The sequence below is a fragment of the uncultured Chitinophaga sp. genome (genome assembly GCF_902168175.1).
Classification (GTDB): Bacteria; Bacteroidota; Bacteroidia; order Chitinophagales; family Chitinophagaceae; genus Chitinophaga.
Genome location: NZ_CABHOU010000072.1, coordinates 114,475 through 127,304, shown reverse-complemented (window position 1 = coordinate 127,304; position 12,830 = coordinate 114,475). Strand labels below are relative to the sequence as shown.

The 12,830-nt window shown below is 46.6% G+C and carries 14 protein-coding genes; 6 read left to right on the top strand and 8 right to left on the bottom strand.

Annotation, left to right across the window (positions count from 1 at the left end):
• Window positions 1-3: 3 nt before the first annotated feature.
• Entirely contained in the window at window positions 4-660 is a 657-nt protein-coding gene (locus tag QZT80_RS15535; RefSeq protein WP_295123755.1) for an NAD(P)-binding domain-containing protein, read from the bottom strand.
• 87 nt (window positions 661-747) lie between these two features.
• A complete protein-coding gene (locus QZT80_RS15530) occupies window positions 748-1,485 on the bottom strand; it encodes a menaquinone biosynthetic enzyme MqnA/MqnD family protein (RefSeq protein ID WP_295123751.1) in 738 nt (245 codons plus the stop codon).
• Window positions 1,486-1,591: 106 nt separating this feature from the next.
• Between QZT80_RS15530 and purB the strand changes: the two genes are divergently transcribed.
• A complete protein-coding gene (gene purB, locus QZT80_RS15525; RefSeq protein ID WP_295123748.1) occupies window positions 1,592-2,929 on the top strand; it encodes an adenylosuccinate lyase in 1,338 nt (445 codons plus the stop codon).
• A gap of 823 nt (window positions 2,930-3,752) precedes the next feature.
• Here purB and QZT80_RS15520 read toward each other — a convergent pair.
• Together QZT80_RS15520 and QZT80_RS15515 are read right to left on the bottom strand one after the other, a co-directional pair.
• Window positions 3,753-4,094 (bottom strand): hypothetical protein, encoded by a 342-nt coding sequence (locus QZT80_RS15520; protein WP_295123746.1) that lies wholly within the window; start codon window positions 4,092-4,094, stop codon window positions 3,753-3,755.
• Window positions 4,095-4,279: 185 nt separating this feature from the next.
• Window positions 4,280-4,639 carry a YraN family protein gene (locus QZT80_RS15515; protein ID WP_295123743.1) on the bottom strand — a complete coding sequence of 120 codons (360 nt, stop codon included), beginning with the start codon at window positions 4,637-4,639 and terminating at the stop codon, window positions 4,280-4,282.
• Between the two features lie 50 nt (window positions 4,640-4,689).
• On the opposite strand from QZT80_RS15515, the gene manA reads away from it, so the two are divergent.
• Together manA and QZT80_RS15505 are read left to right on the top strand one after the other, a co-directional pair.
• Entirely contained in the window at window positions 4,690-5,901 is a 1,212-nt protein-coding gene (gene manA, locus QZT80_RS15510; RefSeq protein ID WP_295123739.1) for a mannose-6-phosphate isomerase, class I, read from the top strand.
• A 40-nt stretch (window positions 5,902-5,941) separates the two neighbouring features.
• Window positions 5,942-6,532 (top strand): DUF6580 family putative transport protein, encoded by a 591-nt coding sequence (locus QZT80_RS15505; RefSeq protein ID WP_295123736.1) that lies wholly within the window; start codon window positions 5,942-5,944, stop codon window positions 6,530-6,532.
• A gap of 550 nt (window positions 6,533-7,082) precedes the next feature.
• Here QZT80_RS15505 and QZT80_RS15500 read toward each other — a convergent pair.
• Window positions 7,083-7,730, bottom strand: a complete 648-nt coding sequence (locus tag QZT80_RS15500) for a diphthine--ammonia ligase (protein ID WP_295123733.1) — start codon at window positions 7,728-7,730, stop codon at window positions 7,083-7,085.
• Window positions 7,731-7,756: 26 nt separating this feature from the next.
• Window positions 7,757-9,544 (bottom strand): translation elongation factor 4, encoded by a 1,788-nt coding sequence (lepA, locus tag QZT80_RS15495; RefSeq protein WP_295123730.1) that lies wholly within the window; start codon window positions 9,542-9,544, stop codon window positions 7,757-7,759.
• Between the two features lie 156 nt (window positions 9,545-9,700).
• Between lepA and QZT80_RS15490 the strand changes: the two genes are divergently transcribed.
• Genes QZT80_RS15490 through QZT80_RS15480 form a run of 3 tightly spaced genes read left to right on the top strand, consistent with a single transcriptional unit; the run spans window position 9,701 to window position 11,886 of the window.
• On the top strand, window positions 9,701-9,964 hold the full coding sequence (locus QZT80_RS15490) for an acyl-CoA-binding protein (RefSeq protein ID WP_295123727.1): 264 nt from the start codon (window positions 9,701-9,703) through the stop codon (window positions 9,962-9,964).
• 31 nt (window positions 9,965-9,995) lie between these two features.
• Window positions 9,996-11,231 (top strand): ornithine--oxo-acid transaminase, encoded by a 1,236-nt coding sequence (gene rocD, locus QZT80_RS15485; protein WP_295123724.1) that lies wholly within the window; start codon window positions 9,996-9,998, stop codon window positions 11,229-11,231.
• Window positions 11,232-11,235: 4 nt separating this feature from the next.
• Window positions 11,236-11,886, top strand: coding sequence for a VIT1/CCC1 transporter family protein (locus QZT80_RS15480; RefSeq protein ID WP_295123721.1), 651 nt, complete (start codon window positions 11,236-11,238; stop codon window positions 11,884-11,886).
• Here QZT80_RS15480 and QZT80_RS15475 read toward each other — a convergent pair.
• Together QZT80_RS15475 and QZT80_RS15470 are read right to left on the bottom strand one after the other, a co-directional pair.
• Window positions 11,883-12,272, bottom strand: coding sequence for a hypothetical protein (locus tag QZT80_RS15475; RefSeq protein WP_295123719.1), 390 nt, complete (start codon window positions 12,270-12,272; stop codon window positions 11,883-11,885). The genes QZT80_RS15480 and QZT80_RS15475 overlap by 4 nt on opposite strands.
• A gap of 100 nt (window positions 12,273-12,372) precedes the next feature.
• Window positions 12,373-12,807 carry a hypothetical protein gene (locus tag QZT80_RS15470; protein ID WP_295123718.1) on the bottom strand — a complete coding sequence of 145 codons (435 nt, stop codon included), beginning with the start codon at window positions 12,805-12,807 and terminating at the stop codon, window positions 12,373-12,375.
• Window positions 12,808-12,830 lie beyond the last annotated feature (23 nt).

The window sequence follows — 12,830 nt, the reverse complement described above, 5'->3', positions numbered from 1 at the left end:
TTTTTATTTCTTCAACAGCTTAAAGGCATGTGTCCAGCTGCCCGTACGGAACCCGTAAGCATACCACAATATACACAAGGCTTCTATATCCCGCGAAATTTCTATGCCTCCCATATCCAACACGTCTTTCCAGCCGAGTTTTATTAAAATTTCATTTACCGCTTTTTTGGCTAAATCATCGTTACCTGCAATAAACATTGTAGGCTGGCCTTCTTCCAGCTGCGGTTGTACCATGTGGATATTACCCACACAGTTTAATGCTTTCACCACATGCGAGTCGGGCAGCCAGGCCTGCACCTGTTCGCCCGCAGAACCATTATTGGTCAGCGCGAAGTGAAGTCGCCCGTTTTCATCGGGACCTTTGCCATCCATCGGATTGGTAACATCTACCACCACCTTGTTTTTGAAATTCCAGATGCCCGCCTGCTCAATCACGTTTTTAGTGCCGGTCCATTGTGTACAAAGCACAATGAGGTCGCCGAATATCGTGGCTTCCTTAAAAGAACCCAGTTTGTGGTACTCCCTGTTTGTTTCCAGCCAAACCTGCAGTTCCTCTTTCTGAATGTCGCGGGTGCCTATCATAACGTGGTAACCTATACGGGAAAGTCCGTCTGCCAGCGTACGACCAACAACGCCGGAGCCTAAAATGCCAACTTTCATATTCACAGGATTTAACTGGAATTTACGAAATTTTACACTCGCAACTTAAAGGCATAAAAAATCCCGGCGCGGGGCCGGGACCATTATTTAGTGCAGATAACTTAAAAACCGTTGCATGCCCTGCCTTTTCGAAGGCGTAAAGGGATAACTGATGTTCTTTGTATAGTACAATGTAAGATCGTAAGTAGGATACCTGTTTTCGGCCACCACTGCGGGTAAATTGTTAAGCCCGATGCTGTTGGCATGGTTAAACTGCTGGATGTACTCTACCGGCAAAGGTTTGTTACTGATCCAGGTGGCGAATACGAACGGCAGGCTCGTAAAATGCGTCCATGCTTGCGCCAGGTCGTAAATGTACGGTGATATCAGGCGTTGTTCCAAAGCCCTGTCGCCTATCACAAGCCCTGCATCGGTACCTTTTATCTGGTCCTGGTAGTCGCCCGTGGTTTCCACGAACTCCACATTCAGTTTCCAGTGATGTAATACCAGCACTTTCAGTAATGCCACAGAGGTGCGGCTTTGGTAGTCGAGGTATATACGTTTTATATCATGTAAGGGCACTTCGCTGAATAAACATACCGAAGCCACCTCTCCATCGGCGCCAATACAATAATCAGAAATAAGATGATATTCCTTCATCTTAGGAATAATTGCCACGGGTACCAAAGCCATATCAACCTCACCATCTATAAGCTGGCGGGCAATCTTAGCCGGATAGTCGAGCGTCAACTCCGTCGATTTCATCACTTCATGATCCCTGAAGCCAAATAATAATGGCTTCGTATTCAGATAACTTACTGCCGCAACTTTTACTTTCCGTTCCAATTTCTGTAATTTTGAGGCCGCAAAAATAACTAAATTACCGTTCCCGGCTTTCAAATACCTTTGTTTATTGAAAACGGGCATCGGACCAAACCGGAATAAATCTATTATGCAATTACAAGCCTTAACAGCTATTTCCCCTATAGACGGGCGTTACAGGGGACAATTGGAAGAACTGGCCCCTTATTTTTCTGAATTTGCACTGATCCGGTACCGTGTACTGGTGGAAGTGGAATACTTCATTGCCCTGGCCGGCCAGAAATTGTTTACGCTCCCGAAAGGAAAAGCTACCGCTTTGCGTAATATTTACCAGTCGTTTACGGTAGAAAACGCCCAACTCATTAAGGATACAGAGAAAATTACTAACCACGACGTGAAAGCGGTGGAGTATTTCCTGAAAAATGAGTTCAAAAACCTCGGCCTCGAAGACAAACTGGAGTGGGTACACTTTGGCCTTACTTCGCAGGACGTGAATAATACCGCTACTCCCCTGCTCTGGAAAGAGGCGGTGGAGCACGTATACCTGCCTGCTTTGTCTAATCTGATCCTGCATCTTAAAAAGATAGCCGGCGACTGGAAAAACATTCCCATGCTGGCCCGTACACACGGTCAACCCGCCTCTCCCACAAAACTGGGTAAAGAAATCCAGGTGTTCGTGGAAAGATTGGAAGGCCAGGTGAAACTACTGGGTGAAATTCCTTTTGCTGCTAAATTTGGCGGTGCTACCGGGAACTTTAACGCGCATCACATTGCTTTCCCAAAAATTAACTGGGAAAAATTCAGCAATAAGTTCGTGAACGAAACACTGGGACTGCAACGTATGCAGGTAACCACGCAAATCGAACACTACGACAATATCGCTGCACAATTTGATACGTTAAAACGCATCAACAATATTCTGATCGACTTTGCACGCGATGTGTGGACGTACATTTCGATGGATTACTTTAAGCAGAAGATCAAGAAAAACGAAGTGGGTTCATCGGCTATGCCGCATAAAGTAAACCCCATCGATTTCGAAAATGCAGAAGGAAACTTCGGTATGGCCAACGCGATATTCGAACACCTGAGCGCGAAATTACCTATTTCACGTTTGCAGCGCGACCTTACCGATTCTACCGTGTTACGCAATATTGGCGTGCCTTTCGGGCATACCGTACTGGCGTTTAAATCGTTGGAAAAAGGTTTGGGCAAACTGATATTGAACGAAGCTAAACTGAAGGCCGACCTGGACGCTAACTGGGCGGTGGTAGCGGAAGCTATTCAAACCGTACTGCGTCGCGAAAACTATCCTTCTCCATACGAAGCACTGAAGGAACTGACCCGCGGCGGCGAAGCGATCGATCAAAAGCTCATCGCCAAATTCATCGACGGACTTAAGATCAGCGCAGCGTTAAAGAAAGAGCTGAAGGCCATTACTCCATATAACTATACTGGTATTTTTTAAACCAGCTTCATAACATCAATCAGCCGCCGTTGTGTCACTCCCTTCGGCGGCTTTTTCTTTATTGGGCAAGCCCCACTCTGTCACTTTAACGGCAATGATGTTCCATAAAAAAATCCGGCAATCTCACGATTGCCGGATCATCTTTCTAAATATATAGCCTTGTATTTAAAAAATCTTTTGGGGAGGATGCAGAAGAAAAAAACATTCACATGATTTTCATGAACGCTGGCGTATAAGCGTGCCGGCCATACACCAGCGTTACATGAATATAAATAATACTTTGACCTAGTGGAAAATTCACACTACTGCTTAGACGGTGAACTTTCGGTTCTTACTACAACGATTCAAACTATATACCAAAAATGAAAAGACAGGCCTTTGCTGGTGAGTCAACCTAGCCCGATACGCTTACCGGGAGAAGCTTTCAGCACTACTGTGGCGTTCGTTAAAAAAGTATTAGTAACGCTTTACTTTATAACTTTTAGACGTCTTCGTTGTGTCGTTTCCGTAGAAATAGGACAACAATCTGTATATCCAAATAGCACCAACAATCAAGAAAAAATAAGTAACAAATGTGTTCATAAATTTAATTTTTAAAGGGGTCACGGCCCGACGGTTATTCGATTTTATCTTTTTAAAACCCGGCCGGTGATTAATGCGAGAAAAAAAAGCCCGCATCAATCCAATTGATGAATAAATAGTTAAACAATCTAAACGGCTAAATTCCAACAAAAACGTAAAATGACTCTCGAAAGCTCCGTACATGCGGCCTCTGGGGCGTTGTACTGTATTAACGTAAATTCTAACGCAGCGTAAGTGTATTCTATTTAATTTCAGTTATTGCTGACGTTTGGTTTCCTGAAGTTACCTGGAAATAACACGCGGTCTTTTTATCAAGGGTCTGCAATACGATCGTGTGCAAACTTTCCTGTCCATCAAGCGCCACGGGTATCATTCTCAGTGGTGTATACGACTCATCGAAAACTGTTACCTGTGCTAAACCTTCCTGCCGATCAATATTCCTCAACTGCAACCTGATAGCGCCTTTCGGTGCTTCCAGTTGCTGCACTGCGATAACCTCCGGTACTACTCCTTCACCAACAGGTAAAGTTTCAGAAGCACCTATGGCGTGCATTGCGATGATGAATATATTCCAGATTGTCATAAGAACCTTTTTTGGGTTATGATACTGAATTCGATCAGTTCGAAGGTTCTTGCAGAGGATTGATTAACGATAACAGCACAAATGTATGGCGGTATTTTATAATTACAATTTTTTCACATGGCATTCCTTGTTAAACGGATGTTAAGGAGTGTTAAAAGATTGTAAATCAAATTATAACAGCCCCATCAAGAAAATACGTCTTTGAGGTGTTTCAGTTCATACTGCCCTGATATATGAAAATTTATAGCTATGATATCGAAGCGAATATCTTGCATTTCCGGCGAAACCTGCTCCAGGTAATAAGATGCTGCATCTTCCAATAATGCCTGCTTCTTCGCATGCACTGCCTCTTCCGGCCAGCCGAAGGCACTGCTGCTACGTGTTTTAACTTCGGTAAAGATGATAATGTTGTGCTCCCGGGAGATTATATCTATCTCCTTTTTTCCATAACGCCAGTTCATATGCAACACGATGTGGCCCTGCCCGCGCAGGAACTCAGCTGCTATCTGTTCGCCTTTTTTACCAAGTTCATGATGAGAACCCATGCTATTTTTCTATTTTTACAGCCTTAATAACCCGGAAAAATTTGACAGGCGTGAATAACAAAAAGCTGTTTTTATTAAAAGGAAAGGTACAAAATTATGCCTGGGGCGGATACGACTATATCCCTCAATTACTGAACATTACGCCTAACGGGCAGCCCAGCGCGGAATACTGGATGGGCGCACACGTTAGTGCCCCCTCTGCTATTGTTACCGGCGAAGGCGATGTAACGCTCGACAAACTCGTGGCTGCTGATCCGGCTTCGGTATTAGGGGAAAAGGCGCAGGCGCGTTTTGGCGAACTGCCTTACCTGTTTAAAATACTGGATGTAAAAGATATGTTGTCTATCCAGGTACACCCAACAAAAGTGGAAGCGGAAAAAGGTTTTGCGCGTGAGAACGAAGCGGGTATTCCTTTAAATGCCGCTAACCGCAATTATAAAGACGCTAATCACAAGCCGGAAATCATGGTGGCGCTGGGTGAGTTCTGGCTGCTGCATGGCTTTTTACCGGAAGATAAACTGAAAGCGGTGTTGACAAACATACCTGCCTTCTCGTCACTTGGCCCCATCTTCGAAAAAGAAGGTTATTTCGGTCTTTATAAAAAGGTGATGGAATTACCGCAGGACGAAGTGAACGCCATGTTACGTCCACTGGCTGAAAAAGCACTGGAAGGTTACAATGCAGGCACCCTTGCCAAATCAGATCCCGCCTTCTGGACGGGCCGCGCTGTGGCCAATGATCCTGCCGGCTTCGATCGCCTCGACCGCGGCATTTTCTCTATCTACTTCTTTAATATAGTACAAACACAGGAAGGCGATGCCGTTTTCCAGGACGCCGGTATTCCCCACGCTTACCTCGAAGGACAAAACGTGGAACTGATGGCAAACTCGGATAATGTATTGCGTGGCGGCCTGACACCTAAACACATAGATGTACCCGAACTGTTGAAACACACGCGTTTTGAAGCGGTACATCCCAAAATCATCAATGGTGTACCCGCAGCCGATAAGGCAGAGGTTATTTACCCCTCGCCCGCCCCGGATTTCCAGGTGAGCCGTATTCTACTGGCCGCTGGCGAAACTTATAAGCACGTTAGCCAAGCGCCGGAAATACTGATCATTATGAACGGAGCAGCCACTGTAAAGGGTTCTGATACACTGGCGTTGGCTAAAGGCCAGTGCGCGTTCGTAAGTTTCGGTGAATCCTATAGTATAACGGCTTCTGCATCAAGCCTTATCTTTAAAGCAGCGATTCCAGCTTAACTTTTTTACCTAAATTTGTGGCGTAGCATTAATCTTTTACATGAAGAAAGAAAACATTTCACACTTATTACTGATCGCAGGCCTGATCTTTATAAGCGCACTTGGCCGCCTGTTAACCAACCAGATGGCAATTTATAACTTTACCGCGATTGGCGCCAGCGCCCTGTTCGCCGGTATTGTTATTAAAGACAAGCGCCTTGCTTATATCGTGCCCCTGGCCTCCCTGCTGCTCAGCGACCTCTTTTTTGAGTTGTTTACCAACATCCAGGGCTTCTACGGTATCAGTATGGCGGTTAACTACGGCGCATTTATCCTGATTACCTGGTTAGGCACCCAAATCAAAAAGCCCAACGCTGTCACCATCTTCCTGGCGGCTATAGGCACTGGTCTCCTGTACTTCGCCATTTCCAACTTTGGAACATGGGCTTTCCAGGACCTGTACCCTAAGAGCTTCGCAGGATTAGTACAATGTTATGCTGCAGCCATTCCGTTTTACCGCAATGACGTGTTCGGCAACTTTTTCCTCAATGGTATCATGAGTAATGTGTTTTACAGCGCATTCCTGTTTGCAGCTTATCACCTGCTGAAACCGGTGTTTGCCCGTACGGAGGAACAAAAACAACTCGCTTAACAAGGTTTGTTTTAAATAGTACATCCCCCGCAGTACCGCACTGCGGGGGATGTTTTTTTATAGGTGGCGGTGTATACACCTGTCCTGGCTTAATCGATGCCCCTACCCGACTACCACTAAACCATCCACGCTCTACATATTCCATAATAGAATGACAGTCAATAATTTACTTCATTAACGACGTGAAAAATGCAGCCAAAGCTGCCTGAACTGCACGCATTTTGCCTTCTGCTGGAAGACCCTGCCTTCGGCATCTAACTAAGATCGTTTGTACATCCTCCGTAAAAGCCCTTAAGTTGCTCATATTTCAGCGTGTTTTTACGAAGGGTCTAAGAAGGAGGTGTAAAGCCTTAATCGGATTATCTCAACCGGGTGTAAACCGATTTTAGCACATGAAAGTCAATTAAATCCCAGTACCCAACCATCACTGAACCATCACCGAACCATCACTGAACCATCCAGCCCCTGGTTACTCCATAACCCAATGGCTGCGATCGCCTTTTCTCATCAGGACATAAAAAAAGCGGCCAGAGCCGCTTAAAGAACATCGTTAAACCTGCTCCCACTTTAAAAAGTGGTACTGCTCATGTTGCACCTTCGTATATGCTGGTAAGTCCAGCGGTTTATTGAACAAGGGGCAATTCACAACCACGGTATGGAACTCACCATTCTCCCCACACACATCGACTCCCATGTCTTCCAGCTCATTTACCAACTGTATGTTCATAACACGCCCCAGGAAATCGGGGCCCATAGCGGTATTACAGGAAACGATCATAGTAGAAATGCCGCAGCCGAGCATTTGAAGTACCAGTTGCCTGCGGTCCTGCAACCATAGCGGAAGTATAGCCTGCAAACCGGCCTTACCGCACACCATTTCTTCCCAATCGCGGTGCGCCTGCAGGTCGATATCGCCGAAAACGGCACCTGATACGCCATAATCACTTTTTACCTGGTGCAGGGCATTTACGAAGTGCTTTTCGTACTCCTGCCACGACGAAGGAATATTGACCATGGGCAAACCGAGAGCGGCCGCCTGCTGGTGAAGGATGCTGCGGGGCAAAGCGTGCGAACGGGAGATCTCCCCGTTTTCGTTCATGATATTAAGCAGCACAGCAGGCTTTAGGCCTGCTGCGATACTTTGCATCATTGCAAAACAACTGTCTTTACCCCCGCTCCATGAAACCACTGTTTTCATGATGGGAGAGATAATATATTAATGTATTAATCGTCTAGTTTAAGTACGGCGAGGAACGCTTCCTGCGGCACCTCTACGCTACCGATCTGGCGCATCCTCTTTTTACCTTCTTTCTGTTTCTCCAGCAATTTACGTTTACGGGAGATGTCACCACCATAACACTTGGCTGTCACGTCTTTACGCATCGCACTGATGGTTTCCCTGGCTACGATTTTGGCGCCAATAGCAGCCTGTATCGCGATCATGAACTGCTGACGGGGCAGCAATTCTTTCAGTTTAGATACCAGTTTGCGGCCAAAGTCGTTAGCACGGCTGCGGTGGATAAGAGCGCTAAGTGCATCCACCTTCTCTGCGTTAAGCAGGATGTCCATCTTAGCAATATCCGATTCGCGGTAGTCGATCGGCTGATAATCGAAGGAGGCATAACCGCGGGTATTAGACTTCAGCTTGTCGTAGAAGTCGAACACGATTTCTGCCAGCGGTAATTCGAATATCAATTCCACACGGGTGGTGGTAAGGTAGCTTTGGTTGATGAGTAACCCACGTTTACCAAGGCAAAGGGTCATAATGTTGCCGATGTACTCAGGCAAACTAATGATCTGTGCCCGGATAAAAGGTTCCTCGATTTTGGCCAGCTTGGTAGGGTCGGGCATCTCGGAAGGGTTGTTCACGATCGACTTGTTCCCTTTTGAGTCGTAAGCAATGAAGCTTACGTTCGGCACGGTTGTGATCACTGTTTGGTTGAACTCCCTTTCCAGCCTCTCCTGTATAATTTCCATATGCAGCATACCAAGGAAGCCGCAACGGAAACCAAAGCCAAGTGCCTGGGAAGTTTCAGTTTCGAAGGTGAGGGAAGCATCGTTGAGCTGCAGTTTCTCCATACATTCGCGCAGCTCCTCAAAATCGTCGGTCACTACAGGGAAAATACCCGCAAATACCATTGGTTTCACCTCTTCGAAGCCATTAATACCGATACCTGGGTTCGCCACGTGGGTAATGGTATCACCCACTTTTACCTCTTTGGCGTTTTTGATACCGGTAATAATGTAACCTACGTCGCCGGTAGATACTTCAGACCTTTGCTCCAAACCGAGTTTCAGAATGCCCACTTCGTCGGCTTCATACTCCTGGTCGGTGTTTACGAACTTAATTTTATCTCCCTTCTTAATTACCCCGTTAAATACACGGAAGTATGCGATAATACCGCGGAAGGAGTTGAATACGCTATCGAACAGCAATGCCTGCAGCGGAGCCTCAGGGTCTCCTTTAGGTGCAGGTATACGTGCTACGATCGCTTCTAATATTTCTTCGATGCCGATACCGGTTTTGCCGGATGCCAGCAGGATGTCTTCTTCTTTACAACCGATCAGTTCCATGATCTGGTCCTTTACTTCGGGGATCATAGCACCTTCCATATCAATTTTGTTGATAACAGGTATGATCTCCAGGTCGTTATCGAGTGCGAGGTAAAGGTTAGAGATGGTTTGTGCCTGGATGCCCTGGGCGGCATCTACCAGTAACAATGCGCCTTCACAGGCTGCCAGTGCGCGGGATACTTCATAGCTGAAGTCTACGTGGCCGGGAGTATCGATCAGGTTAAAAACATATTTTTCGTTGCCCATCACATAGTTCATCTGGATAGCGTGGCTCTTGATAGTGATGCCTTTTTCGCGTTCCAGGTCCATATCGTCCAGTACCTGCGCCTGCATGTCACGTTTAGAAATGGTCTTTGTGTGCTCCAGTAAACGGTCGGCCAGGGTGCTTTTTCCATGGTCGATATGTGCAATAATGCAAAAATTACGGATATTCTTCATAAAGTTTTGTCAGTGAGGCGGCCCAGATTACGCATCCTTACATCTTCTATAAACAGCCTCGTTCAAAGCGCAAAGGTATTCAAATTTTGTTATTATTAAATGCAGGCCATCTTGCTATTTGCCCCCATTTGGCTACTTTTATCATAAAAAAACGATATGGAACTCACCGAACAATTCGAAGCAGCAGTGGCCGCCAGCAAAACGCTCACCGAAAAGCCCGACAATGATACGCTGCTGCAAATCTATTCTCTCTACAAACAAGCTACAGAAGGTGATGTTAACATCGATCCCCCTGCCAACCCCTTCGATTTCGTGGCCCGTGCTAAATATGAGGCCTGGGAAGGACTGAAAGGAAAAGATAAAACCGCCGCCATGCAGGATTACATCGCAGTTGTAAACAGGTTGCTGGGCAAATCGTAGCTTTTCTGTTTACAATCGTTAATTTTGAAGCATGGTACCTGGATTTACGATCAGCGAAAGAACACAACGCTATTTAAAGTTAGAAGAACAGTACGGCGCGCACAATTATCATCCTTTACCGGTGGTGCTGGAGCGCGGCGAGGGCGTTTTTTTATGGGATGTGGATGGAAAGCGTTACTACGACTTCCTCTCCGGTTATTCGGCTGTAAACCAGGGCCATTGCCATCCTAAGATTATAAACGCACTGGTGGAACAGGCGCAAAAGCTTACGCTCACCTCCCGCGCTTTTCACAGCGATTTGTTGGGTGAGTATGCCCAATACATTACTACTTATTTCGGGTACGATAAAGTATTGCCAATGAATACGGGCGTAGAGGCTGTGGAAACCGCGATCAAACTCTGCCGCCGCTGGGGTTATATGGTGAAGGGCATTCCCGAAAACCAGGCGAAGATCATTATCTGCGCTAATAATTTCCATGGCCGTACCTTAAATGTTATTTCTTTTAGCACCGACCCTACTGCCCGTAATAGTTTCGGACCATTTATGCCGGGCTACGAGATCATTCCGTACAACGACCTGCCCGCGCTCGAAAGGGCCCTGCAGGATAAAAACGTATGTGGTTTCCTGGTAGAGCCTATCCAGGGCGAAGCCGGTGTGGTGGTGCCGGATGAAGGTTACCTCGGCAAAGTGCGCCAATATTGCACGGATGCTCATATTTTGCTGTTGGCGGATGAAATCCAGACTGGCTTGGCCCGTACGGGTGCAATGCTGGCCTGCGACCACGAACAGGTTCGCCCCGATGTACTCATTCTCGGCAAAGCACTGTCGGGCGGTACCCTGCCTATTGCAGCTGTCCTTGCGGATGATGAAGTGATGCTAACCATTAAACCAGGCGAACATGGCTCTACCTATGGTGGCAACCCGCTTGCCTGCAAAGTGGCTATGGTGGCATTACAGGTTTTAAAAGATGAAAAGATGGCGGAGAATTCTGCGCTAATGGGCGATATGCTTCGCCATGGCCTGCAGGACCTCATGTCTCCACATATCTCCCTGGTACGCGGAAAAGGGTTACTGAACGCCATCGTTATCAAACACGCTAATCCGGATGCTGCCTGGGAACTTTGCCTCTCGCTACAGGAAAACGGCCTGCTGGCTAAACCTACGCATGGCGATAAGATCCGCTTTGCGCCGCCGCTTATTATCAATGCTTCACAAGTGCAGGATTGCGTGAAAATCATTGCACGCAGCCTCGAAATATTAGACTAACCGAATGACGAAACAAGAAAAAGCTATCCGCAGCACAGGCTGGAGAACCGACTTCCTGATGGGATTCCCCGACGGCTTACTGGTGATCCTTTTCAGCACTCAACTGCTGTGCGATAAGGGCCTGAGTGTTCAGGACTTCTACTACATCCACTTTATTATTATTGCTGCAGTTACGGTGTTACTGATGACAACTGCCTTTTTCGCCAACCGGGGCAATGCCGATCACGATGGTGGTTTGCTGTCACCCGAGGAAGCGCAAAAGCTCAAAAAGCTGAACATTGCCGACCACATGATCACTCAAATCGGTGAAGAAATGGCCAGCGACCAGAAGAAATGGGAAGAAATGTTGGAAAAAGAAGCCGTGAAAGAAGTGCATTACCACGCCCCGAGCGCGTTTCGCAGTGCGCTGTTTACGGGCATCTTCTTTATACTGGGCTCAGCGTTACCCCTGCTCCCCTTCTTCATGAACGAAAACTTCGAAGAAGCGGCAAAGGCCTCGTTAACCATCAGCATGCTGTCTTTATTGGTATTTGCTTACCTGAAAGCACGTATGACAAAGCAACGCCCCATCCCGATGGCCATCCGCTACGTATTGGTAGGCGGTGCGATCATACTCGGCGTTTACATTATGTCTGTAGCCTGGGCTTTACGTTAGGCCTTCTTCGCAGGCTGCTTCTGCAACACTACACAAAGAAATACTACAATAGCCCCTGCCAGCGAAAGGAATAAACCTGTTTCGCGGTGGGGGCATTCGCCCATTTCACAGCGTGAAAAGATAAGCAGGTTGCGGAAAGTCCAGGCAACCAGGAAGGTAGCGGAAAACAGGTTAGCCAGTGTTGCCCACCTTTGAGGTATAAGAAAGAAGATGATGCAGATAACGGACATCCCAATATTTAATACACCCGGCTCTCCGAAAGAAGACCCTTTCGTATCTAGGCCGGTAAACACCAGTTGTTTGCTTTCAATGGTAAGCCAGGGCATAAAAGCGCTGATAATTATTACAATAGCCGCCAGTATTCCTGCAATCTTTAGTTTAGACATAATCTGCTACTTGTTCAGAGGCTGCAAAGATATAAGATAAGGAAGACAGTTGGCGCGAAATTGCCAGCTGTCTTCCTTAATATGATGATAATCATGATGATTACTCGGTGGCTAGTTCCCAGTGGCGGATGATGTCGTAGCCGAGGAAGCCTTTGGAAATCGTCAGCTTTACTTTATGATATCCTTTAAGATTCGTTCCGCGATCGCACTTTATCCGCTTTTCAATGCCCACATAATTGATCTTCACAAAAGGCCGGGCACTTCCCCGACGGCTCTTTGTAATGCCGCTTGAAACGATTCGTTCGGTAACAACACTGGTGGCCACCGGCGCCAGATAATAATTCGCAGACAGCAATAATGCGATCACCAGACCTCCAAAAACTACCGTATTGAAAACTAGCTGGAAAAACAGGAATACTACAGGAAAATAAAGCATAAAGGCTTTTCTCAACACTATCGTCATGACCAGCCCTGTTAATCCCCATGCCAATACCGTTACTTTGATTGGCACCATAGTACTTTCGGTCAGGTACATAGACCAAGCAATTAGTCCTAAGC

What these genes read in the sequence shown, in the direction of transcription:
- QZT80_RS15535 (WP_295123755.1), bottom strand. Translation starts at nt 660, where the DNA reads ATGAAAGTTGGCATTTTAGGCTCCGGCGTTGTTGGTCGTACGCTGGCA.
- purB (WP_295123748.1), top strand. Translation starts at nt 1,592, where the DNA reads ATGCAATTACAAGCCTTAACAGCTATTTCCCCTATAGACGGGCGTTAC.
- QZT80_RS15520 (WP_295123746.1), bottom strand. Translation starts at nt 4,094, where the DNA reads ATGACAATCTGGAATATATTCATCATCGCAATGCACGCCATAGGTGCT.
- QZT80_RS15515 (WP_295123743.1), bottom strand. Translation starts at nt 4,639, where the DNA reads ATGGGTTCTCATCATGAACTTGGTAAAAAAGGCGAACAGATAGCAGCT.
- QZT80_RS15505 (WP_295123736.1), top strand. Translation starts at nt 5,942, where the DNA reads ATGAAGAAAGAAAACATTTCACACTTATTACTGATCGCAGGCCTGATC.
- QZT80_RS15500 (WP_295123733.1), bottom strand. Translation starts at nt 7,730, where the DNA reads ATGAAAACAGTGGTTTCATGGAGCGGGGGTAAAGACAGTTGTTTTGCA.
- lepA (WP_295123730.1), bottom strand. Translation starts at nt 9,544, where the DNA reads ATGAAGAATATCCGTAATTTTTGCATTATTGCACATATCGACCATGGA.
- QZT80_RS15490 (WP_295123727.1), top strand. Translation starts at nt 9,701, where the DNA reads ATGGAACTCACCGAACAATTCGAAGCAGCAGTGGCCGCCAGCAAAACG.
- rocD (WP_295123724.1), top strand. Translation starts at nt 9,996, where the DNA reads ATGGTACCTGGATTTACGATCAGCGAAAGAACACAACGCTATTTAAAG.
- QZT80_RS15480 (WP_295123721.1), top strand. Translation starts at nt 11,236, where the DNA reads ATGACGAAACAAGAAAAAGCTATCCGCAGCACAGGCTGGAGAACCGAC.
- QZT80_RS15475 (WP_295123719.1), bottom strand. Translation starts at nt 12,272, where the DNA reads ATGTCTAAACTAAAGATTGCAGGAATACTGGCGGCTATTGTAATAATT.
- QZT80_RS15470 (WP_295123718.1), bottom strand. Translation starts at nt 12,807, where the DNA reads ATGTACCTGACCGAAAGTACTATGGTGCCAATCAAAGTAACGGTATTG.